General features: G+C 65.4%; 20 protein-coding genes. 16 read left to right on the forward strand and 4 right to left on the reverse strand.

Features of this window, described 5'->3' with window-relative positions; genetic code table 11:
- Positions 1-188: 188 nt before the first annotated feature.
- Positions 189-503, forward strand: coding sequence for a hypothetical protein (locus ACVOMM_RS17730; RefSeq protein WP_262219048.1), 315 nt, complete (start codon positions 189-191; stop codon positions 501-503).
- An 89-nt stretch (positions 504-592) separates the two neighbouring features.
- Here the strand turns inward: ACVOMM_RS17730 and ACVOMM_RS17735 are convergent, their stop codons facing one another.
- Both ACVOMM_RS17735 and acs read right to left on the reverse strand, forming a co-directional pair.
- On the reverse strand, positions 593-1258 hold the full coding sequence (locus ACVOMM_RS17735) for a response regulator transcription factor (RefSeq protein WP_005411662.1): 666 nt from the start codon (positions 1256-1258) through the stop codon (positions 593-595).
- Between the two features lie 94 nt (positions 1259-1352).
- Positions 1353-3296, reverse strand: a complete 1944-nt coding sequence (acs, locus tag ACVOMM_RS17740) for an acetate--CoA ligase (protein WP_197600211.1) — start codon at positions 3294-3296, stop codon at positions 1353-1355.
- A gap of 245 nt (positions 3297-3541) precedes the next feature.
- Here acs and ACVOMM_RS17745 point away from each other — a divergent pair, with 245 nt between their 5' ends.
- Together ACVOMM_RS17745 and ACVOMM_RS17750 are read left to right on the forward strand one after the other, a co-directional pair.
- The gene (locus ACVOMM_RS17745; protein ID WP_053517699.1) at positions 3542-4963 is read left to right on the forward strand and encodes a DcaP family trimeric outer membrane transporter; all 1422 of its coding nucleotides are present in this window, start codon (positions 3542-3544) and stop codon (positions 4961-4963) included.
- Positions 4964-5057: 94 nt separating this feature from the next.
- Positions 5058-6722, forward strand: coding sequence for an MFS transporter (locus ACVOMM_RS17750; RefSeq protein ID WP_074900190.1), 1665 nt, complete (start codon positions 5058-5060; stop codon positions 6720-6722).
- Positions 6723-7573: 851 nt separating this feature from the next.
- Here ACVOMM_RS17750 and ACVOMM_RS17755 read toward each other — a convergent pair.
- Positions 7574-8257 carry a hypothetical protein gene (locus tag ACVOMM_RS17755; RefSeq protein ID WP_180869800.1) on the reverse strand — a complete coding sequence of 228 codons (684 nt, stop codon included), beginning with the start codon at positions 8255-8257 and terminating at the stop codon, positions 7574-7576.
- A gap of 282 nt (positions 8258-8539) precedes the next feature.
- Here ACVOMM_RS17755 and ACVOMM_RS17760 point away from each other — a divergent pair, with 282 nt between their 5' ends.
- The 5 genes from ACVOMM_RS17760 (at position 8540) to xth (ending at position 12673) form a co-directional block, all read left to right on the forward strand.
- Entirely contained in the window at positions 8540-9157 is a 618-nt protein-coding gene (locus ACVOMM_RS17760) for a hypothetical protein (protein ID WP_180869798.1), read from the forward strand.
- 51 nt (positions 9158-9208) lie between these two features.
- A complete protein-coding gene (gene tli1a / locus ACVOMM_RS17765) occupies positions 9209-9727 on the forward strand; it encodes a Tli1a family immunity protein (RefSeq protein ID WP_258012651.1) in 519 nt (172 codons plus the stop codon).
- The gene (gene tli1a, locus ACVOMM_RS17770; RefSeq protein WP_481526572.1) at positions 9715-10254 is read left to right on the forward strand and encodes a Tli1a family immunity protein; all 540 of its coding nucleotides are present in this window, start codon (positions 9715-9717) and stop codon (positions 10252-10254) included. Before tli1a (ACVOMM_RS17765) ends, tli1a (ACVOMM_RS17770) begins: the two co-directional genes overlap by 13 nt.
- Positions 10255-10382: 128 nt before the next feature.
- Entirely contained in the window at positions 10383-11792 is a 1410-nt protein-coding gene (locus ACVOMM_RS17775) for a coniferyl aldehyde dehydrogenase (RefSeq protein WP_481526573.1), read from the forward strand.
- A gap of 113 nt (positions 11793-11905) precedes the next feature.
- The gene (gene xth / locus ACVOMM_RS17780) at positions 11906-12673 is read left to right on the forward strand and encodes an exodeoxyribonuclease III (RefSeq protein ID WP_065174252.1); all 768 of its coding nucleotides are present in this window, start codon (positions 11906-11908) and stop codon (positions 12671-12673) included.
- 36 nt (positions 12674-12709) lie between these two features.
- On the opposite strand, the gene ACVOMM_RS17785 is transcribed toward xth, so the two are convergent.
- Entirely contained in the window at positions 12710-12961 is a 252-nt protein-coding gene (locus ACVOMM_RS17785) for a GlsB/YeaQ/YmgE family stress response membrane protein (protein WP_005411656.1), read from the reverse strand.
- An 84-nt stretch (positions 12962-13045) separates the two neighbouring features.
- Here ACVOMM_RS17785 and ACVOMM_RS17790 point away from each other — a divergent pair, with 84 nt between their 5' ends.
- The 8 genes from ACVOMM_RS17790 to ACVOMM_RS17825 all read left to right on the forward strand — a co-directional run bounded on the left by ACVOMM_RS17790 (position 13046) and on the right by ACVOMM_RS17825 (position 20319).
- A complete protein-coding gene (locus tag ACVOMM_RS17790; RefSeq protein WP_164150423.1) occupies positions 13046-13645 on the forward strand; it encodes a 4'-phosphopantetheinyl transferase family protein in 600 nt (199 codons plus the stop codon).
- Positions 13646-13684: 39 nt separating this feature from the next.
- Positions 13685-14323, forward strand: a complete 639-nt coding sequence (gene rsmG / locus ACVOMM_RS17795; protein ID WP_053517711.1) for a 16S rRNA (guanine(527)-N(7))-methyltransferase RsmG — start codon at positions 13685-13687, stop codon at positions 14321-14323.
- A 111-nt stretch (positions 14324-14434) separates the two neighbouring features.
- Positions 14435-15232: a ParA family protein gene (locus ACVOMM_RS17800; RefSeq protein ID WP_053517712.1), complete on the forward strand. Its 798-nt coding sequence runs from the start codon at positions 14435-14437 to the stop codon at positions 15230-15232.
- The gene (locus ACVOMM_RS17805) at positions 15232-16155 is read left to right on the forward strand and encodes a ParB/RepB/Spo0J family partition protein (protein ID WP_053517713.1); all 924 of its coding nucleotides are present in this window, start codon (positions 15232-15234) and stop codon (positions 16153-16155) included. Before ACVOMM_RS17800 ends, ACVOMM_RS17805 begins: the two co-directional genes overlap by 1 nt.
- 29 nt (positions 16156-16184) lie before the next feature.
- Complete coding sequence (locus ACVOMM_RS17810; protein ID WP_481526574.1) at positions 16185-17150, forward strand: NAD-dependent epimerase/dehydratase family protein; 966 nt, start codon at positions 16185-16187, stop codon at positions 17148-17150.
- 89 nt (positions 17151-17239) lie between these two features.
- On the forward strand, positions 17240-17962 hold the full coding sequence (locus ACVOMM_RS17815) for a glycosyltransferase family 2 protein (RefSeq protein WP_481526575.1): 723 nt from the start codon (positions 17240-17242) through the stop codon (positions 17960-17962).
- On the forward strand, positions 17962-18303 hold the full coding sequence (locus tag ACVOMM_RS17820) for a lipid-A-disaccharide synthase N-terminal domain-containing protein (RefSeq protein WP_053517717.1): 342 nt from the start codon (positions 17962-17964) through the stop codon (positions 18301-18303). Before ACVOMM_RS17815 ends, ACVOMM_RS17820 begins: the two co-directional genes overlap by 1 nt.
- Before the next feature lie 243 nt (positions 18304-18546).
- A complete protein-coding gene (locus tag ACVOMM_RS17825; RefSeq protein WP_065174509.1) occupies positions 18547-20319 on the forward strand; it encodes a DUF885 domain-containing protein in 1773 nt (590 codons plus the stop codon).
- The last annotated feature ends 135 nt before the right edge of the window (positions 20320-20454 follow it).

The following is a 20454-nucleotide window of genomic DNA, read 5'->3' on the forward strand; positions in this document are numbered from 1 at the left end:
CCGCCTTCGTCCCTCCCCCCGGGGGGGGGGGGGGGGGGGGCGGGGGCACGCTTTTCCCCCCCCCCCTCGGGGGGGGGGTTCTCCCCCCCCCGCCCTTTGGCCGGGGCCTCTACGTCAGGGTGTTGGCTGACAGGCATTGCGGTGTTGCACTGATGGAGAGGCTGTCATGCGTGCCATAGCCTCTTCGCATGGCCAGTCCCGCACTTCGTTATGGTCGTTGGTCGCATACCGGCAATGTCCATGCTTGGTTGATGGAGTTGCGTACCGGCACGCTGGCCGGCTGCATGCAGATCCTGAAGTCCAGGAGTGGAAGATCCATCGCCACGCGCGTTGATGCGAACGTGCCGATCTGGCAGCCGGGGTACTACGACCATGCGTTGCGCAGTGATGAATGCCTGCACACGCAGGCGAGATACATTGCGGCCAATCCCGTGCGTGCAGGGTTGGCTACCCGTATCGCGGAGTACCCCTATGCCTGGAGTCGATGGCCGCTTGAGGCATGATTGGCATTGAGGCGAAGAGCAGCCGAGCATGGGCTCGGCTCTACGAGGGCCTCACGAGACCCCGTGCACGGCACCGCAGTACGCCGCGATCAGTCTTCTTCCGGCGGCAGCACGATCGCGTCGTCGTCGATGGCCAGCTTGCCGGCCATCAGCACCGCCTGGGTGCGGTTGGTCACGCCCAGCTTGCGCAGGATCGCGGTCACATGTGCCTTGATCGTCGCTTCGGAGACGTTGAGGTCGTAGGCGATCTGCTTGTTCAGACGGCCGGCGCCCAGCATCTGCAGCACGCGGAACTGCTGCGGCGTCAGCTCGCGCAGGCGCTGGCCGACCTCGCGTTCCTCGCGCTCGGTGGGTGGCACGTTGTGTGCTTCCGGCGGGGCCCACGTCTCGCCGTCGAGGATGGTGCCCAGCGCATGACCGATGGTGTCCGAGTCGGCGGACTTGGGGATGAAGCCCAGCGCACCGTGATCGAGCGCACGGCGCATCACCGTGGCCTCCTCCCGCGCGGAGACGACCACCACCGGCAGGTGAGGATGCAGCGAGCGCATGTGCACCAGTGCGTTGAAACCCTGTGCACCCGGCATGTTGAGGTCCATCAGGACCAGGTCGGCATCGTTGTGCTGGTCGGCCAGCGCATACAGCGCTTCCACGCTGTCAGCCTCGAACAGCTGCACGCCGGGGATGACCCGCTGTACGGCCCCACGCAGGGCTTCGCGGAACAGCGGGTGGTCATCTGCAATCAGGAGGGTGGTCATGGTCGGGGGGAACCGTGGGGAAACTGTTCGGGGGCCAGGCCCCTGGGGTCAGAGCCCTTTCCCTGCGGAAAGGGGTCCGACCCCGGGTCGTACGTCAGCGTACCTTGCGTTCGTCCACCAGTGACGCCACCACCGACGGATCGGCCAGGGTCGAGGTGTCGCCGAGCTGGTCCGGCGCGTTTTCAGCAATCTTGCGCAGGATGCGGCGCATGATCTTGCCCGAGCGGGTCTTGGGCAGGCCCGGTGCCCACTGCAGGTGGTCCGGGGTGGCGATCGGCCCGATTTCCTTGCGCACCCATGCGATCAGCTCCTTGTGCAGCTCTTCGCTCGGCACTTCCTCGGCCACCAGGGTGACGTAGGCATAGATGCCCTGGCCCTTCACGTCGTGCGGGAAGCCGACGACGGCGGCTTCTGCCACCTTCGGGTGCGAGACCAGCGCGCTTTCGACCTCGGCGGTGCCGATGCGGTGGCCGGACACGTTGATCACATCGTCCACGCGGCCGGTGATCCAGTAGTAGCCGTCTTCGTCGCGGCGGCAACCGTCGCCGGTGAAGTAGCTGCCCGGATACGTGCGGAAATAGGTGTCGATGAAGCGCTGGTGGTCGCCGTACACCGTGCGCATCTGGCCCGGCCAGGAATCACGGATGATCAGATTGCCTTCGGTCGGGCCGTCCTGGATCTCGCCATCGGCATTCACCAGCGCCGGCTGTACGCCGAAGAAGGGCAGGGTGGCCGACCCCGGCTTGAGGTCCATCGCACCGGCCAGCGGCGAAATCAGGATGCCGCCGGTCTCGGTCTGCCACCAGGTATCGACGATCGGGCAGCGGCTGTCGCCGACCACCTCGTAGTACCAGCGCCAGGCCTCGGGATTGATCGGCTCGCCGACGCTGCCGAGCAGGCGCAGCGAGGCGCGCGAGGTCTTCTTCACCGGCTCCTCGCCTTCGCGCATCAGTGCACGGATGGCGGTCGGCGCGGTATAGAAGATCGACACCTTGTGCTTGTCGATGACGTTCCAGAAACGCGAGGTGTCCGGGTAGTTCGGCACGCCCTCGAACATCAGCGAGGTTGCGCCGTTGGCCAGCGGGCCGTACACGATGTAGCTGTGGCCGGTGACCCAGCCGACGTCGGCGGTGCACCAGTAGATGTCGTCCTCGCGCAGGTCGAACACCGCTTCGTGGGTGTATGCCGCGTACAGCAGATAACCGCCGGTGGTGTGAAGCACGCCCTTCGGCTTGCCGGTGGAACCGGACGTGTAGAGGATGAACAGCGGATCCTCGGCGTTCATGCGCTCCGGCTCGCAGGTGGAGGGCTGGCTGTCCACGACGTCATGGAACCAGCGGTCGCGCGGGGCCTGCATGTCCACCGCGCCGCCGGTGTGGCGCACCACCAGCACGGTCTCCACGGTGTTGGTGCCCGGCAGTTTCAGCGCTGCATCGACGTTGGCCTTCAGCGGAACCTTGCGGCCACCGCGCAGGCCCTCGTCGGCGGTGATGATGAGCTTGCTCTGGCAGTCGCTGACACGATCGGCGATCGAGTTCGGCGCGAAGCCACCGAACACTACCGAGTGGATCGCACCGATGCGCGCGCAGGCCAGCATGGCCACGGCAGCATCGACGATCATCGGCAGGTAGATGGTGACCCGGTCACCCTTGCCGACGCCCAGGTTGCGCAGCGCATTGCCGAGCCGGCAGGTGCGCTCGTACAGCTCGCGATAGGTCACGTGCTGGGCCGGTGCGTCCGGGCTGTCCGGCTCGAACAGCAGGGCGGTCTTGTCGCCACGGCTGTCCAGCTGGCGGTCAAGGCAGTTGACGCTGGCGTTGAGCTCGCCGTCCTCGAACCACTTGATGTGGAAGTCGGCCAAGTCGTAGCTGACGTTCTTGATCTTCGTCGGCGTGCGCATCCATTGCAGGCGCTCGGCGGCCTTGCCCCAGAAACCCTCCGGGTCGGTCACAGAAGCCTGGTACTGCTGTTGGTAGGACGTCTTGTCGATGCGTGCCTTGGCGGCGAACTGCGGATCGACGGGGTAGATATCAGCCATGGCACCCTCACTTGCACGTTGACTTTGTATGTGCGGTCGCAGCATCGCAACGACCGATCCCCCTCAGTTTGCCCCATCCACCCCCGGCCGCGTCACCACTGTGCTTAGACCATGGTCGAAAGTGAGCGCCCTGCGGGCCCGGCTTCGACCAATGGCGAATAGCCGGTGTGCGCATGTGCCCCGCAGTCTCGGCTCGACCGTGCCCCACGCGCGGCATCACCTTGCCACTTGGGAGAGAGGGCAACATGAGCCACCGTACGTTGAAAGCCGTGCGCACACCTTTGGCGGCCTGCCTGCTGGTCGCCCTGGTCGCACCGGGCATGGCGTTCGCAGAGACCGCCAAAGAGAAAGCACTCGAATCACGCGTCGCCGAACTGGAGCGCCAGGTCCAGCTGCTGCTGTCTTCGCAGCAACAGCAGCAGACCCAGATCGCCCAGACCCAGCAGGCGGTGACCGAAGTCCGCACCGTGCAGTCCGAGCAGAAGCCGGCGGTGCCGGCCGGCAAGCAGCCGATCCAGGTCACCACCATCACTCCGGGTGCCGCACCGGGTACCACGGTCAAGATCGGTGGCTTCATCAAGGCTGACTTCCTGGCGACCCAGACCAGTGACGGCCAGCTGGCCGACGATGCCACCGGCCGTTCGCTGTATCTGCCGGGCCAGACCCCGGTGGAAGGCGCCGGCGGAAACGGCAGGCGTTCGGGCACCGACTACAACGCCCACGCAAAGTTCTCGCGCTTCAACCTGGGCATCGACAACGTGAGCGAGTCCGGCAACAAGGCCGGCGCGTTCTTCGAGATGGACTTCTTCGGCAACTCGCTCGGCAACCAGACCGCCACCAACACCTACGGTGTCACCCTGCGCCATGCCTACATGTACTGGAACAACTGGCTCGCCGGCCAGACCTGGTCCAACTTCATGGACGCGGCCGCATTGCCGGAAGCGGTCGACTTCGTCGGCCCGACCGACGGTGTGATCTTCGTACGCCAGGCACAGGTGCGTTACACCAGCGGCGGCTTCAGCGTTGCCCTGGAAAACCCGGAAACCACCACGCTTACCGGTACCCGCAATCCGGTCACGGGTGCCTGGACCAACGCCAGCGCCAACTCCGATCGCGGCAGTCTGCCTGATCTGACGATGCGTTACGGCTGGAAGGGCGACTGGGGCACCTTCGGCGTCGGCGGCATCGTCCGCCAGCTGAAGGTCGACAACCAGACCACCGGCGCCAAGGCCGACAAGGTTGCCGGCGGCCTGACCCTGGGCGGCAAGTGGGTGATGGGCGACAGCGATTCGCTGCATTACCAGTTCACCGGAGGCGAGGGCATCGCGCGTTACATCGGCCTGGGCATCACCGCCGACTCGGCCTATGACATCGCCCGCGACGAGCTCAATCCGACCGGCGTTCTGGCCGGCTACGTGGGCTGGCGCCATGCGTTCTCGCCGAAGCTGCGCACCAACCTGATCTATGCGCGCAGCGACTACGACAACGACAGCGTGCTGGGCCCGCTGGTCACCAAGAGCGTGCAGAGCATCCGCGGCAACATCTTCTACTCACCGCTGCCCAAGGTCGATGTCGGCGCCGAGCTGATGTATGGCCGCCGCGAGATCGAGAACGGCAACAAGGGTGACATCACCCGGCTGCAGTTCACCACGAAGTACAGCTTCTGACGGCGCGCCGACCCAGGTCGGCCGCTACCGATACTGAGTGCCGACCCACCGTCGGCACCTACCAACAACGATTGCTTCGGAGGGGAAGCGTCTCATGTCCAGCACACCCAGCACCGCGCACAATCCCGCGGGCACCCTAACCAAGGGCCACAAGAAAGTCATCTTCGCTTCGAGCCTGGGTACGGTCTTCGAGTGGTATGACTTCTTCCTGTACGGCTCGCTCGCCGCCATCATCGCCAAGCAGTTCTTCAGCGGTGTCAATGAAACCACGGGCATGATCTTCGCCCTGCTGGCGTTCGCCGCCGGCTTCTTCGTGCGACCGTTCGGCGCGGCCTTCTTCGGCAGCCTCGGCGACCGCATCGGCCGCAAGTACACCTTCCTGGTCACCATCCTGATCATGGGCATCTCGACCTTCCTGGTCGGTGTGCTGCCCAACTACGCGTCGATCGGCTTTGCCGCGCCGGTGATCCTGATCATCCTGCGTCTGGCCCAGGGCCTGGCGATGGGTGGCGAATACGGCGGCGCGGCGACCTACGTGGCCGAGCATGCCCCGGACGACAAGCGTGGCCTGTACACCAGCTTCATCCAGTGCACCGCCACGCTGGGCCTGTTCATGTCGCTGCTGATCATCCTGGCCTGCCGCTACTTCCTGGGCAATGAAGCATTCGAAGCCTGGGGCTGGCGCATTCCGTTCCTGGTGTCCATCGTGCTGCTGGGCATCTCGGTGTGGATCCGCCTGCAGCTGAGTGAGTCGCCGCTGTTCCAGCAGATGAAGTCGGAAGGCAAGGGCTCCAAGACGCCGTTCCGTGACAGCCTGAAGGGCGGCAACCTGAAGCTGATGCTGCTGGTCCTGCTGGGCGCAGCGGCCGGCCAGGCCGTGGTCTGGTACGGCGGCCAGTTCTATGCGCTGTTCTTCCTCAGCAGCATGCTGAAGGTCGACGCCACCACCTCCTACCTGCTGATCGCAGCCGCACTGGCGCTGGGTGTGCCGTTCTTCATCTTCTTCGGCTGGCTGTCCGACCGTATCGGCCGCAAGAAGATCATCCTCGCCGGCTGCCTGCTGGCCGCCGTGACCTACATCCCGATCTTCAAGGGCCTGACCCACTTCGCCAACCCCGCCATCGAAGAGGCCCGCAGCACCTCGCCGGCCCTGGTCGTGGCCGATCCGTCCACCTGCTCGTTCCAGTTCGATCCGGTCGGCCTGCGCAAGTTCACCAGCTCCTGTGACGTGGCCACCGCCGCGTTGACCAAGGCGGGCGTGCCGTACGACGTGCAGCCGGCAGCGGCGGGTTCGCTGGCGATCGTCAACGTCGGCAGCGCCAGCGTCACCTCGTATGAAGCGGCGGGACTGAGCAAGGACGAAGGCAAGGCCAAGGCCGACGCATTCGGTGCCGAACTGAAGACCGCCCTGACCACCGCCGGCTATCCGGCCAAGGCGGACAGCGCGCGCATCAACATTGCGGGCACGATCTTCATGCTGTGGCTGCTGGTGCTGTACGTGACCATGGTCTACGGCCCGATCGCCGCCTACCTGGTCGAGCTGTTCCCGACCCGCATCCGCTACACCTCGATGTCGCTGCCGTATCACATCGGCAACGGCTGGTTCGGTGGCTTCCTGCCGGCGATCTCCTTCGCGCTGGTGGCCGGTACCGGCAACCTGTACTACGGCCTGTGGTATCCGATCGCGATCGCGCTGATGTCGGTGGTGATCGGTGGCCTGTTCCTGCGTGAAACCAAGGACGTGGATATCACCAAATAACCGGTGGGTTCCATGCAGTGAAGGGAAGGCCGCGGTGCAGACCGCGGCCTTTCTGCTTGTGGGATGGCGACCGGGGTCGGGTCCCTTTCGCATGCGAAAGGGCTCTGACCCCGCCGCAGTATGCAGTACAAGCTGCAGCCATATGCAGTCGATCAACGGTCAGCTCTACCCGCCGTACAGTGCCCTTCTCTGCGAGGGAGTGACGTCAAAGATCCCTGTATCAATCAGCTTCCCGTAGTGGTTCCTGTTGCCCGGGCCCGGTGGGTCGCAGCGAAGCAGATTGTCGAGGGAACCATCGGGTGCATCCGAGGAACTCAGGCGGCCTGAGGCATAGTCCTCCGCGGTGGGACGCACCTCAGAAGGGTGCAGGTCAGGAAGGGCGGGAGATGCCCAGGCGCCAGCGTCATTGAATTGCCCTCCACAGAATTGCCCGGTCTGACGCGCGAGCAGGCGACCGCTTCGTGTGTCGATGAAACCGCAGTACCGCCTTTCATGCAGAGAACCGCGCCCATCCGGCATGCCAACCTCACCGGATTCCACGTCAGCGACAAGCACATACCGGCCGTCAGGGGACGTCGCCGGATCGGGTCGTACTCGAACAGAGAGTACGAGCGCTTGCCCAAAGCTATGCGGCGCACCAGCTTGCCCTGCTTCATCACCGACAGGTTCCGGTAGCGACCATTCTCCTCGCCGTCGTATCGCAGTGTGATGTTGCTGCCAGAGTGCACCCATTTCCCGCCGTCAGCCTTCGCATCCTCTGTTGAAGCCGCTGTTGCGAGCACAGTGAGGATGAAGCTCAACAAATTCATTCTCCAGGAGACCATCATCTTGGCGGGAGCATGTGATGGGCATCAGGGGCTGGTGGTAGTGGCTTCCGGGCATTCACCTTCCTCCGCCAGCTGTCGCCTCGAAAACTCCTTGATGCAAAACAAGCGCTGTTCACTCTCATCGCCTGCCTGCCCGATCTTCCTGCACAGCTGGTCGGCCCCCAGGCAACGCGCAGCGCGAGCGACAACGAGGTTGCACACAGGAACAAACGGGAAGTACACGTCATGGCGTGGAATGTTCAGCTTCGCGTCCCAGGCCTTGAACGGGAAGAGCACATGTAACAGCCCATCTGCCGCCTCATCCTCGCTTGGTCGCCTGAGGGCGACATCCGGTGCATCCCTGAGCAACGCCGTATAGGCGTCCAGGAAGCGACGGCCCCGACTATCGTGCTCTGCTGGTGTCTTCGCCTGCCGCAAGGCTGCGTAGTACGGGAAGAGGCTGTCTACATCGGGTCCACTGCAGGTCACGCCGGACGAACGTGAGCTGTCATTGACGGGGGGCTGTACATGGCAGGTCGTACGTTCGAGTCTCTCTGCAAGTATCTCGAGCACCCTGCCAACACTGGCGCCAGGTGTGGCATCGCCCTCAAGCTCGCCGACGACGGCGGCCAGGGTGTCGCCCACCAATGGGATGTGTTCGCGCTCGGCGTTCAGGCCGACTGCCGCGACATCAATGGACTGCTCGCTGACATCGGAAGCTCCGGCCACGAGAAGACATCCGGTCAGAAATGCAAATACGCGTCGCATCTACGCATGTTATTGGAGGTGGGATACTACCTTCAGCGCGCTGACGTCTTGCGGCAATGAAACAAGTACGAATCTACATATCAGCCCAGTATTTGATCGTACCGGTGCGGGATGACGTATCCAGCCACACGGAAGACGGGGACTTCTAGCAAGAACTGCCAACTTCTGACGCAAATGGCCCGAACTCTCTTTGGTCATCCGTACGCCCCATAGCATGTGTGATTCATCGAATCGGATCGGGACATGCGCAGGGTACTTCTGGCAGCGATCATCACTGTCTCAGCGTCAGCGGCTGGCGCAGAAGCGCATGTGGCTGCCGACGATGCGACACGGCAGGGAAGCCTGCGAGTCGAGGAAAGATCGTCCGTGATCAAGCAACTATGCGAGACAGAGACGGTCTGGCTGTCCTGGAACGACGCCGTACCAAGCGCAACATTGGTGACCTGCGATTGCAGCTGCACATCGCATGACAACTCAGGATGGCTTGTCGAGTGGCAACCGGAAGACGACACCTATCGGGTACATCGCGTCTCTCTCGGCAAGGTTTTCAGTCCCACGGCCTTCCGTCGGGCTGGTGCGCGGATTCAGGACATTGTCTCGTCGCATCCATGGTGTTCAGGTGCCAAGCCGGGCATGCCGAAGAATGCCGTGTTTGCGACGTTGGTGAAGCAGCCCACGGAGTCGGGCGATGAGCCCTACTGCTTTACGCCCCACTTCTTCGTAGGTGATCCAAAAGCCCCCCTGAGAAGAACTCCAGTGTCGGGTGAACTGTTCTCCGATTCGCCCGTAGCAGAATCAGCAGTGATCGCGCGGGAGGTCAAGATGCTGCGTGACTGGAGGCGGGAGTTTGCGCCCAAGTAGGGCATTGGTGCCCTCGGACAAGAAATGAGGGCTATACATTATGGAGTTTCAATGATGTTTGTTTTGAAGCGCGTGGCGCTGGCATTTCTTGCTGGCCCACCTCTGCTCTTATCTGCTTACGCTGTGGATGCCAGTGCGATCTATGGCGTCAACCACACCCACTGGGCGATCAATCGTTTCAGTGTCGATGGCCGTTCGGCCGTTGACATCATTGGCCCATATCAAGGCGGCGGCGGAGGCTGCTGCTACGGCGCACCAGAACACTGGCATCCAGGGTTGTCGGTACGGGTTGACTGGGAAACGGGCGCCGGAAGCACAATTGACTTTCCTGGATTTGGAGATCGGCCGAAGTTTGAGGCTTGGAGAGAAAAAATCCTGGCGCAAAAGCGCAGGCACAGCAAAGTCGTCGCGGTCCCGAACTACACCGGCCAGAAGGTCTGCGGCATAACCGTGCACTTCCTGCCCTGCGATGAGATTCAGGTCACCACCTCCTGTTACGCCTATGGCAGCCCCGAGTACCCGATCAAGACTCCGTTGCAGCTGCCGGAGCCACAGTCATGCCCTCGTTGAATCGCATTGTCCTTGCCATCTATGCCGGCTTGTCTCTGCTCATGCTCGCCCGACCTGTTGATGCCAGCGCGATCTATGGCGTCAACCACACCCATTGGGCGATCAACCGGTTCAGTGTCGATAGCCGTTCGGCGATTGACATCATTGGCCCGTATCAAGGTGGCGGTGGAGGGTGCTGCTACATGGCTCCAGATCAATGGCAACCAGGAATAATGGTACGGGTCGATTGGGAAACGGGGGTAGGAGGCTCAAAGGGATTTCCTGGATTTGCTGATGAGGCGAAGTACGACGCCTGGCTGCAACAAATCGAGGCACAAAAGCGTTACCACAGCAAAATCGTCGCCGTCCCGGATTACACCAACCAGAATGTCTGCGGCATCACTGTACATTTCCTGCCCTGCGATGAGATTCAGGTCACCACTTCCTGTTACGCCTACGGCAGCCCCGAGTACCCGATCAAGATTCCGCTTGAGTTGCCAGAGCCACAGTCATGCCCGGAAGATCGAACCGACCAGCAGAAGACGTAGTGATGTGCGGGTTTGCATGCGAGGGTGAACGCATGCAAGGCGGTCGGGGAGGTATCCGAATGAGATCCCGTGCCACGGCGTGAAGGTTGGCATGCGAGCCAAGCACGGCTCGACCCTACAATCGGCCCATGACCACCACCGCCCCGGCCGACCTCCCCCACCTCCTGCACACCCTGCGCAGCGCCTGGCAGTCGCAGCGGCCCACGCTCGACCAGCGCGAAGCCGACCTGCGCCGCCTGCGCGAGGCGCTGAAGCCGCGTCTGGATGAAATGGCCCAGGCCATCGCCGAGGACTTCGGCCATCGCGCCGACGTTGAATCGAAACTGGCCGATGGCATGAGCGTACTGTCGGCCATCGACCACCTGCGGCGCCACCTGCGGCGCTGGTCGAAGCCGCAGCGGGCATCGGCGGGATGGAAGTTGTGGCCGGCGCGCGCGCAGCTGCGGCCGACACCGCTGGGCGTGGTCGGGGTGATCTCGCCGTGGAACTACCCGGTTACGCTGGCATTGGTGCCTCTGGCCACCGCCATCGCTGCCGGCAACCACGTACTGCTGAAGCCTTCGGAACACACGCCCCGCACCAGTGCGTTCCTGGCCGATCTGCTGGCCAGTGTGTTCCCGCCCGATCGGGTGGCGGTGGTGCAGGGTGGTGCGGACGTGGCGGCGGCGGTGTCGTCGCTGCCGTTGGACCATCTGCTGTTCACCGGCTCGACGGCCGTTGGCCGCAAGGTGATGGCCGCCGCCGCCGAGCATCTGGTGCCGGTCACGCTGGAACTGGGCGGCAAGTCGCCGGCCATCGTCTGCCGCGATTTCCCGCTGGACAAAGCCGCCGCACGGCTGGCCACCGGCAAGTGGTTCAACGCGGGCCAGACCTGCATCGCGCCGGATTACGTGCTGATCGATAGCGCGCGTCAGCGCGAGTTCGTGCAGGCGCTGCAGCAGCAGGTGCGTGAACGCTACGGCGACTTCAGCGATGCCGACGACTACACGCGGATCATCAATGAAGGCCAGTACCAGCGCCTGCAGGGCTATCTGGCACAGGCGCGGCAACGCGGGGTGCCGGTGATTCCGCTGGCGCACGTGGATGAGGCTCGCGCCGACCGCGAGCGCCTGCTGGTACCGACCGTGGTACTGGACCCGCCGGACAACCTGGACCTGATGCGCGAGGAGATCTTCGGGCCGATCCTGCCGGTGCGCGCCTACCCGGATCTGGATGCGGCGCTGGTCGACGTTCTCTCCCGCGACCGGCCGCTGGCGCTGTATCCCTTCAGCCACGACCGCGCCACCGTGGAGCGCATTCTCGCCAACGTGGTGGCCGGGGGAGTGACGGTCAACGACACGCTGCTGCACTTCGCCGCCGATGGCCTGCCGTTCGGCGGGGTGGGCGCCAGCGGCATGGGCGCGTACCACGGCCGCGCCGGGTTCGATGCGATGAGCAAGCGGTTGCCGGTGCTGTGGCAGTCGCGCTGGGCGGCCAGCGACAGGCTGCGGCCGCCGTATTCGAAGATTGCGGGGATGTTGAAGCTGCTGCTGCGGTGAAGCCACACATGGCGTGGCTCTACTGGTAGGTGCCAACCTTGGTTGGCACGCGGGGCATCCATGCGCCAACCAAGGTTGGCGCCTACCAAAGCAGGCCCGGGTAGAATGCCCCCATGAAGATCGCCTCGTGGAATGTCAATTCGCTCAATGTCCGCCTGCCGCACCTGGAGCAGTGGCTCAAGGAGTTCGGCCCGGACATCGTCGGTATCCAGGAAACCAAGCTGGAGGACCACAAGTTCCCGGATGCGGCGCTGATCGGCGCCGGCTACCGCAGCGTATTCGCCGGCCAGAAGACCTACAACGGCGTGGCACTGCTGTCACGCGAGCCGGCGCAGGACGTGCAGATCGGCATTCCGGGTTTCGAGGACGAGCAGAAGCGCGTCATCGCCGGCACCTTTGGCGACCTGCGGGTGATCAACCTGTATGTGGTCAACGGCCAGGACGTCGGCACCGACAAGTATGCGTACAAGCTGCGCTGGCTGGAGGCCGTGCACGCCTGGATCGGCGAGGAACTGCAGCGGCACCCGAAGCTGGTCGTGCTGGGTGACTTCAACATCGCCCCGGACGCCCGCGACGTGCATGATCCGGAGGTGTGGAACGAGAACCACATCCTCACCTCCACCGCCGAGCGCGGCGCGCTGAACAAGCTGCTGCAGCTGGGCCTGCACGACGGTTTCCGGCTGCACAACGAGGAAGCCGGCACGTTCAGCTGGTGGGATTACCGCGCGGCGGGCTTCCGCCGCAATCTCGGCCTGCGCATCGACCTCACCCTGGTCTCCGATGCGCTCAAGGGCGGCGCCGTGGCGTCAGGCATCGACCGCGAGCCACGTACCTGGGAGCGCCCAAGCGACCATGCGCCGGCATGGGTGCAGTTGGGGTGAGGTAGCGCCGGGCCATGCCCGGCGCTGCCCGTCGGATCAACGTATGCTCTTGCGGGTGAACAGGTTGACGATCGCCAGCAGGATCACCGCACCGATCAGCGAGAACAGGAAGGTGCGGATGGTGATCGCTTCGTTGATGCCGCCGCCGAACAGCCAGCCGGAAATCAGCGCGCCGACAATGCCGACCACGATGTTGAGAATGATGCCCTGCTGCGCATCGCGCTTCATGATGATGCTTGCCAGCCAGCCCACGATGCCGCCGACGATCAGCCAGATGATGATGCCCATGATCGAACCTCCGGTGGAAAACCGTGACCAGTTGACGCGCATGGCTGTGAACCCGTCGTGCAATCGCGTGACGGTTGCGTGCGGATGAGCTTGCCAGCCACCCTGGATGGCCCCTGGCGCTTCGGGCCCGTGACGGTCTGGCGGCGGCCACATGTGCCGGGCCAGCGCGGTGAGCCGCAGGCCCGGCAGGTGCTGGCACAGGCGCTGGATCTCGCGCCGGAGGCACTGCCGCTGCTCCGCGACGAAAAGGGCCGACCCGAGCTGACCGGTGCGCTGGCCGACCACGGCACGGGCTGGAGCCACAGTGGCGACGTGCTGCTGGTGGCGCTGGGTGAAGGTGTACGGCTCGGCGTGGACCTGGAACTGCTGCGCCCGCGCCCACGCCTGCTGGAGATCGTGCAGCGTTTCTTCCATCCGGAAGAGGTGGCCTGGCTGCAGGGCCTGGACGCCACGGAACGCGAACACTGGTTCTTCCGTGTCTGGTGCGCCAAGGAGGCGCTGCTGAAGGCACACGGGCAGGGCATTTCGTTCGGCCTGCATCGCCTGCAGCTGGCGCCAGGTGTCGACGGCGCCCTGCACCTGCGCTGGTGCGACCCTGCGCTGGGTGATGCCCGGCAGTGGCATCTGCACGAATGGCAGGCCAGCGGCCAGTTCCGTGCCGCATTGGCCTGGTATCCGCAATGAAGCGGCGAATCAGCCCGGGAAACGGGCGATAATGGCGGCATGAGCGAACACGAACTCCCCGCCGGCGTGACCGCCACGCTGGAGCAGGGCCTGGCCGGCATGGGCCTGGACGCCGCACTGGCGCCGCCGCTGCTGCGCTACCTGGGCCTGCTGCACCGCTGGAACGGCACCTACAACCTCACCGCCATCCGCGACCCGCAGGAGATGGTCACCCGTCACCTGCTCGATTCGCTGGCCATGCAGCCGTTCGTGGCCGATGGCCGCCTGGCCGACCTGGGTACCGGTCCTGGCCTGCCCGGCATCCCGCTGGCGATCGCCTGCCCGGGTCTGCAGGTCACCCTGGTCGAGAGCAACGGCAAGAAGGCCCGCTTCATGCGCGAGGCCGTGCGCCAGCTCGGCCTAGGCAATGCCCGCGTGGCCGAGTCGCGCGCCGAAGCGCTGGACGAGGCCGGCCACTACGACCAGTTGACCGCCCGTGCGATGGACACGCTGGCCGGCATCATCCGCGTCGGTGGCCACCTGTTGCGTCCTGGCGGTGTGCTGCTGGCGATGAAGGGCGTCTACCCGCATGAAGAGATCGCCGCACTGCCGGCAGGCTGGCAGGTGCGCGACGTGGCCCCGTTGAGCGTGCCCGGCCTGGCGGGCGAGCGCCACCTGGTCACCGTTACAGGCCCCTGATCCCGCCGCCAACCCTTTGCGCGACAAGGGGTTGGCGATCCACGATTTCCGCCCGGGCCCGGTTGTACGCATAATGACCGGTCCCAGCATCCGTCGACGAGGCACACCCGCATGGCCCGCATCATCGCCATCGCCAACCAGAAGGGTGGCGTCGGCAAGACCACGACCGCCGTCAACCTGGCCGCTTCCCTGGCCAACGCACCCAAGCGCGTGCTGTTGGTCGACCTGGATTCGCAGGGCAACGCGACCATGGGCAGTGGTGTGGACAAGCGTGAGCTGGCGGCGTCCACCTGCGACCTGCTGCTGGGCGAGAACACCGCCGCCGACGTGCGTGTGCAGACCGCGGAAGGCTACGACCTGCTGCCCGGCAACATCGACCTGACCGCAGCCGAAATCCAGCTGATGGCGCAGGGCGAGCGCGAGCAGCGCCTGAAGCGCGCGCTGGCGCCGATCCGCGACGAGTACGACTACATCCTGATCGACTGCCCGCCGGCGCTTTCACTGCTGACGCTCAACGCACTGGCCGCCGCCGATTCGGTGATCGTGCCGATGCAGTGCGAGTACTACGCGCTGGAAGGCCTGAGTGCGCTGGTGGAAACCATCGAGGCGCTGCGCGCCAGCCTGAACCCGGCGCTGGAGATCGAGGGCGTGCTGCGTACCATGTTCGATGTGCGCAACAACCTGGCCAACGCCGTATCGGCCGAACTGACCGAACACTTCGGCGACCGCGTGTTCCGTACCATCGTGCCGCGCAACGTGCGCCTGGCTGAAGCACCCAGCCACGGCCAGAGCATCGTCGGCTACGACCGCGCCTCGCGCGGCGGCGTGGCTTACCTGGGCCTGGCCGGCGAGATCATCCGTCGCAACAACGAACGCAACAAGGCCACCAAGGCCGTGGAGACCGTCTGATGACCAGCAGCAAGCCGGCAGCCAAGAAGCGAGGCCTCGGCCGTGGCCTGGATGCGCTGCTCGGTCCGAAGGGAGCGGTCAGCCAGGTGCAGGCCACCACCGCGGTGATCGAACCTTTGCCGGGTGAGGTGCTGCGCAAGCTGCCGGTCGGCCAGCTGCAGCCGGGCAAGTACCAGCCGCGTCGCGAAATGGACGAGGGCAAGCTGTCCGAACTGGCGGACTCGATCCGGTCGCAGGGCGTGATCCAGCCGATCCTGGTGCGTCAGCTGCCGGCGGGCAACTTCGAGATCGTCGCCGGCGAACGCCGCTGGCGCGCCTCGCAGCTGGCCGGTCTGGACGAAGTGCCGGTGGTGGTGCGCGAACTGGAAGACCGCACCGTCATCGCGATGGCGCTGATCGAGAACATCCAGCGCGAAGACCTCAACCCGCTGGAAGAAGCCGAGGCGCTGCAGCGCCTGATCAGCGAGTTCACCCTGACCCATGCCGAGGCGGCCGAGGCCGTCGGCCGCTCGCGCGCGGCGGTGTCCAACCTGCTGCGCCTGCTGGAACTGCCGGTGGCCATCCGCCTGCTGCTGGAAACCCGCCGCCTGGAAATGGGCCACGCCCGCGCGCTGCTGACCCTGGCCCCGGAACTGGCCGGCAAGCTGGCGCAGGAAGCGGCCGATGAAGGCTGGTCGGTACGTGAAGTGGAGCGCCGCGCGCAGGCCTTCGCCGCCGGCAAGGTGCCGAGCAACCGCCCGGCGGCCACGCCGAAGGTGCAGCAGGCCGACATCGCCTCGCTGGAAACCGAACTGTCCGAGTCGCTGGGGACCAAGGTGGCGATCAGCCACGGCCGCGGCGGCAAGGGCAAGCTGATCATCCACTACACCGATCTGGATACCCTCGACGGCGTGCTGGAAAAGCTGCGGACCCGCCAGGGCTGAGTCGCTCGGCACGTGGACAGAGACCTGCAATGACCATCCTGCTCACCGGCGCTGCCGGCTTCATCGGTGCCTACACCGCCCGCGCGCTGCTGGAGGCGGGCCAGCCGGTGGTGGGCCTGGACAACTTCAACGACTACTACGACCCGCAGATCAAGCGGGACCGCGTGGCCGCGCTGTGCCCCACGCTGGATCTGCGCACGCTTGACCTGACCGACCGTGAAGGCCTGGCCGCGCTGTTCGACGAACTGCAGCCGAGCGCGGTGATCCATCTGGCTGCGCAGGCCGGGGTGCGCTACTCGCTGGAGAATCCGCAGGCCTACGTCGACAGCAACCTGGTCGGCTTCGTCAATATCCTGGGACTGTGCCGCCACCGCGGCGTGCAGCATCTGGTCTACGCCTCCAGCAGTTCGGTGTACGGCGATTCGGCCACGCCGCCGTTCTCCGAGGACCAGCGCGTGGACCAGCCGCGCTCGCTGTACGCGGCCACCAAGGCTGCCAACGAGCTGATGGCGCACACCTACGCGCAGCTGTATGGCCTGCATGCCACCGGCCTGCGCTTCTTCACCGTGTACGGCGCGTGGGGACGGCCGGACATGGCGCCGCTGCTGTTTTCGCGTGCCGTCCTGGCCGGGCGCCCGATCGAGGTGTTCAACCAGGGGCGCATGCAGCGCGATTTCACACATGTCTCCGACATCGTGTCGGGTATCCTCGGCGCGCTCGCGCACCCGGCCGATGGTCCGGTACCGCATCGGGTATTCAACCTCGGCAACCATACGCCGGTCGAGCTGGAGCGCTTCATCAGCGTCATCGAGCAGGCCGCCGGCCGCCCTGCGCAGAAGGTCTACAAGCCGATGCAGCCGGGCGACATGGTCCGCACGATGGCCGACACCCGCCGCGCACATGACGCATTCGGCTTCGATGCGGTGACCCCGATCGAGCAGGGGCTGCCGCCCGTCGTCCAGTGGTGCCGCGAGTATTTCGGCGATCGCGCCTGAGGAGCAATCCTCACACAGCCGGATTCATCTTCGGATAACCTCGGCTTCGGAGAATGCGCGGTCTTTGTCCCCTCTTGGCCGAGTGACCCATGAGCCAACCCGAGCTTTCCGTTGTCGTCCCCGTATTCAACGAGCGCGACAATGTCGCGCCCCTGATCGCCGAAATCGTCGCGGCACTGCGGGGCCGGTTGCCCTTCGAGATCGTCTATGTCGACGATCACTCCCGCGATGACAGCCTGGCGGTGCTGCAGGGCCTGAAAGCCACCACGCCGGAGCTGCGGGTGCTGCACCACGTCGAGCAGAGCGGGCAGAGCACAGCGGTGCGCACCGGTGTCAAGCATGCCCGTGCGCCGTGGATCGCCACCCTGGATGGTGATGGCCAGAACGATCCGGCCGACATCCCCAAGCTGCTGGCGGCCCGCGATGCTGCCGACGGGCAGGTGAAGCTGTTTGCCGGCTGGCGCGTCAACCGCCAGGACAGCGGCAGCAAGCGCTGGGCCAGTCGCTGGGCCAACCGCATCCGGGCGCGCATGCTGCGCGACGATACGCCCGACACCGGCTGCGGCATCAAGCTGTTCGAGCGCGAAGCCTTCCTCGACCTGCCGTATTTCGACCACATGCACCGCTATCTGCCGGCGCTGATGCAGCGTGCCGGTTGGAAGACCACCAGCGTGCCGGTCAACCATCGTCACCGTACCGCTGGCGTCTCCAAGTACAACAACCTCGGCCGTGCGCTGGTCGGCATCCGCGACCTGCGGGGCGTTGCCTGGCTGATCACCCGCAGCAGGCGTACTGCGGTGGAAGAACAATGATGGCGCTGCACTGGCTCGACCAGCCGCTGACCTGGTTGTTCTGGACCGGCCTGCATGTGACAGGCTGGAAGCTGATCGGCTATACCGGCGCACTGATGTTCGGCGGCCGCTGGCTGGTCCAGTTCATCGCCTCCCGGCGTGCCGGCAAGCCGGTCATCCCGCGCCTGTTCTGGTACATGAGCGTGATCGGCAGCCTGATGACGCTGAGCTACTTCCTGTTCTCGGCCAAGCAGGATTCGGTGGGCGTGCTGCAGAACCTGTTCCCGGCGTTCACCGCGCTGTACAGCCTGCACCTGGACATCCGGCACCGCGGCTGGAAGCGGGACAAAGCCAGCCATTGAGGCAGCGCCGGAGAGGTGTCCGTTCTGCACGCTGCGCGCTCGCGGGGCATGGCCCCGCGCTACCGATCCAACCGTTGAGGCGGCACCTGGGCGGGATCGAACGCCGGTAGCGCCGGGCCATGCCCGGCGAAGGTGTGCGGTCCCCGCGTTACCGGTCCTGCAGCGCAGGCAGGACTTTTGAACCATGCCCCGGCTGTCCGGCGGTGCCATGATCGGCGTCTGCCTTCCCGGGAACCTGTGCTCGTGAAAACCCGTCTTGCCGTTGCCCTGCTCATCGCCCTGTCCGCTCCGGCTGCCGTCGTGGCGGCTCCGCCCGCGCTCGCGGCGTCCGCCCCTGCGACCACCGAATCGGCGGCCGATGCCGCCTTCCGCGCGCTGTACGAAAAGGAATGGAAGTGGCGCCAGGCCGGGGGCGGTGAAGCCAGCGAGGATGGCGACGCGCCGGCCAACGCCACGCGGCTGCCCGATGTGGGCGCGGCCGCGCAGCAGGCGCGCCTGAAGGTCTGGGACCAGACCCTGGCCGAGCTGAAGAAGATCGACCCGAAGACACTCAGCGCCGACAACCAGGTGAACTACGCGATCTACCGCGACCAGGTGTTCAACCTCGCCGAGGAGGTGCGTCTGCGGGCCTACGAGATGCCGTTCAACTCCGATTCCTCGTTCTGGTCCAATCTCTCGTTCATGGCCCGGCGCGAGATGAAGACCGCGCAGGACTTCCGTAACTACATCGCACGCCTGGACGATGTGCCGCGCTATTTCGGCCAGCAGACCGAGAACATGCGCGCCGGACTCAAGCGGGGTTTCAGCGTGCCCCGCGCGGTGCTTGACGGGCGCGAGGTCTCCATTGCCACCGTCGCCGAGCTGAAGGACCCCACCGAGTCGCCGCTGTACGCGCCGTTCAAGAAGCTGCCGGCCAGCATTCCGGCGGCCGAGCAGGCGCAGCTGCAGGCGCAGGCCCGTGCGGCGATCAGCGGCAAGGTGGTGCCGGCGTTCCAGCAGCTGCGTACCTTCTTCGTCAATGAGTACGTGCCGCAGGCGCGTACCACCCTGGCGGCCGAAGCGATGCCGGAGGGCAAGGCGTTCTACAGGCAGCAGATCCACGAATACACCACGCTGGACCTGTCGCCGGATGAGATCCATCGCATCGGCCTGGGCGAAGTCGCGCGCATCCAGAAGGAGATGAACGACATCATCCAGCAGGTCGGCTTCAAGGGCAGTTTCGGCGAATTCCTGACCTTCCTGCGCACCGATCCGCAGTTCTACGCCAAGACCCCGAACGAGCTGCTGTATCGGGCGGCGTGGATCTCCAAGCGCATCGATGGTGTCATCGGCAAGTACATGACACTGCCGCGCGCGCGCTTCACCATCGTGCCGGTGCCGCCGGACATCGCGCCATTCTGGACCGCAGGCCGCGGTGGCATGGGCACCTATTGGCTCAACACCTACAACCTGCCGGCGCGGCCGCTGTACAACCTGCCAGCGCTGACCCTGCACGAGTCCGATCCCGGTCATGCCCTGCAGGGCGCGCTCGCCGCCGAACAGGGCGAACAGCCCGAGTTCCGCCGCAACGCCTACATCTCCGCCTACGGCGAAGGCTGGGGCCTGTACAGCGAGAAGCTGGGCGTGGAGATGGGCATCTATGAAACCCCCTACGAGGATTTCGGTCGCCTCACCTACGAGATGTGGCGCGCGGCACGCCTGGTGATCGATACCGGGGTGCACAGCAAGGGCTGGACCCGGGAACAGGCCATCGCCTACCTGCGTGACCATACCGCGCTGAGCGAGCACGAAGTGACCACCGAAGTGGATCGCTACATCTCCTGGCCGGGCCAGGCGTTGAGCTACAAGCTCGGCGAGATCGCCATCGTGCGCCTGCGCGCGCAGGCCGAGAAGGAGCTGGGCGACAAGTTCGACGTCAAGGGTTTCCATGACGCCGTGCTCAAGCAGGGGTCGGTGCCGCTGCCGGTACTGGAACAGCAGATCCAGGCCTATATCGCGCAGCGCAAGCAGGCCTGATTCGCGCGATGCGTGAAACGGCGGGGGGGGGGGGGAGGCCCCCCCCCCCCCCCCCCCCCCCCCTGCTAAGTGGCGACCCCCCGGGGTGGGGGGCCACCAATAACGGCAGGAAATCGGGGGGCAGAAACCGCCCGG

This window comes from Stenotrophomonas sp. STEN009 (assembly GCF_056760395.1).

What these genes read in the sequence shown, in the direction of transcription:
- acs (WP_197600211.1), bottom strand. Translation starts at nt 3,296, where the DNA reads ATGGCTGATATCTACCCCGTCGATCCGCAGTTCGCCGCCAAGGCACGC.
- ACVOMM_RS17775 (WP_481526573.1), top strand. Translation starts at nt 10,383, where the DNA reads ATGACCACCACCGCCCCGGCCGACCTCCCCCACCTCCTGCACACCCTG.
- ACVOMM_RS17805 (WP_053517713.1), top strand. Translation starts at nt 15,232, where the DNA reads ATGACCAGCAGCAAGCCGGCAGCCAAGAAGCGAGGCCTCGGCCGTGGC.
- ACVOMM_RS17820 (WP_053517717.1), top strand. Translation starts at nt 17,962, where the DNA reads ATGGCGCTGCACTGGCTCGACCAGCCGCTGACCTGGTTGTTCTGGACC.
- tli1a (WP_258012651.1), top strand. Translation starts at nt 9,209, where the DNA reads ATGATGTTTGTTTTGAAGCGCGTGGCGCTGGCATTTCTTGCTGGCCCA.
- xth (WP_065174252.1), top strand. Translation starts at nt 11,906, where the DNA reads ATGAAGATCGCCTCGTGGAATGTCAATTCGCTCAATGTCCGCCTGCCG.
- ACVOMM_RS17730 (WP_262219048.1), top strand. Translation starts at nt 189, where the DNA reads ATGGCCAGTCCCGCACTTCGTTATGGTCGTTGGTCGCATACCGGCAAT.
- ACVOMM_RS17815 (WP_481526575.1), top strand. Translation starts at nt 17,240, where the DNA reads ATGAGCCAACCCGAGCTTTCCGTTGTCGTCCCCGTATTCAACGAGCGC.
- ACVOMM_RS17750 (WP_074900190.1), top strand. Translation starts at nt 5,058, where the DNA reads ATGTCCAGCACACCCAGCACCGCGCACAATCCCGCGGGCACCCTAACC.
- ACVOMM_RS17800 (WP_053517712.1), top strand. Translation starts at nt 14,435, where the DNA reads ATGGCCCGCATCATCGCCATCGCCAACCAGAAGGGTGGCGTCGGCAAG.
- tli1a (WP_481526572.1), top strand. Translation starts at nt 9,715, where the DNA reads ATGCCCTCGTTGAATCGCATTGTCCTTGCCATCTATGCCGGCTTGTCT.
- ACVOMM_RS17745 (WP_053517699.1), top strand. Translation starts at nt 3,542, where the DNA reads ATGAGCCACCGTACGTTGAAAGCCGTGCGCACACCTTTGGCGGCCTGC.
- ACVOMM_RS17785 (WP_005411656.1), bottom strand. Translation starts at nt 12,961, where the DNA reads ATGGGCATCATCATCTGGCTGATCGTCGGCGGCATCGTGGGCTGGCTG.
- ACVOMM_RS17810 (WP_481526574.1), top strand. Translation starts at nt 16,185, where the DNA reads ATGACCATCCTGCTCACCGGCGCTGCCGGCTTCATCGGTGCCTACACC.
- ACVOMM_RS17735 (WP_005411662.1), bottom strand. Translation starts at nt 1,258, where the DNA reads ATGACCACCCTCCTGATTGCAGATGACCACCCGCTGTTCCGCGAAGCC.
- ACVOMM_RS17790 (WP_164150423.1), top strand. Translation starts at nt 13,046, where the DNA reads ATGAGCTTGCCAGCCACCCTGGATGGCCCCTGGCGCTTCGGGCCCGTG.
- rsmG (WP_053517711.1), top strand. Translation starts at nt 13,685, where the DNA reads ATGAGCGAACACGAACTCCCCGCCGGCGTGACCGCCACGCTGGAGCAG.
- ACVOMM_RS17760 (WP_180869798.1), top strand. Translation starts at nt 8,540, where the DNA reads ATGCGCAGGGTACTTCTGGCAGCGATCATCACTGTCTCAGCGTCAGCG.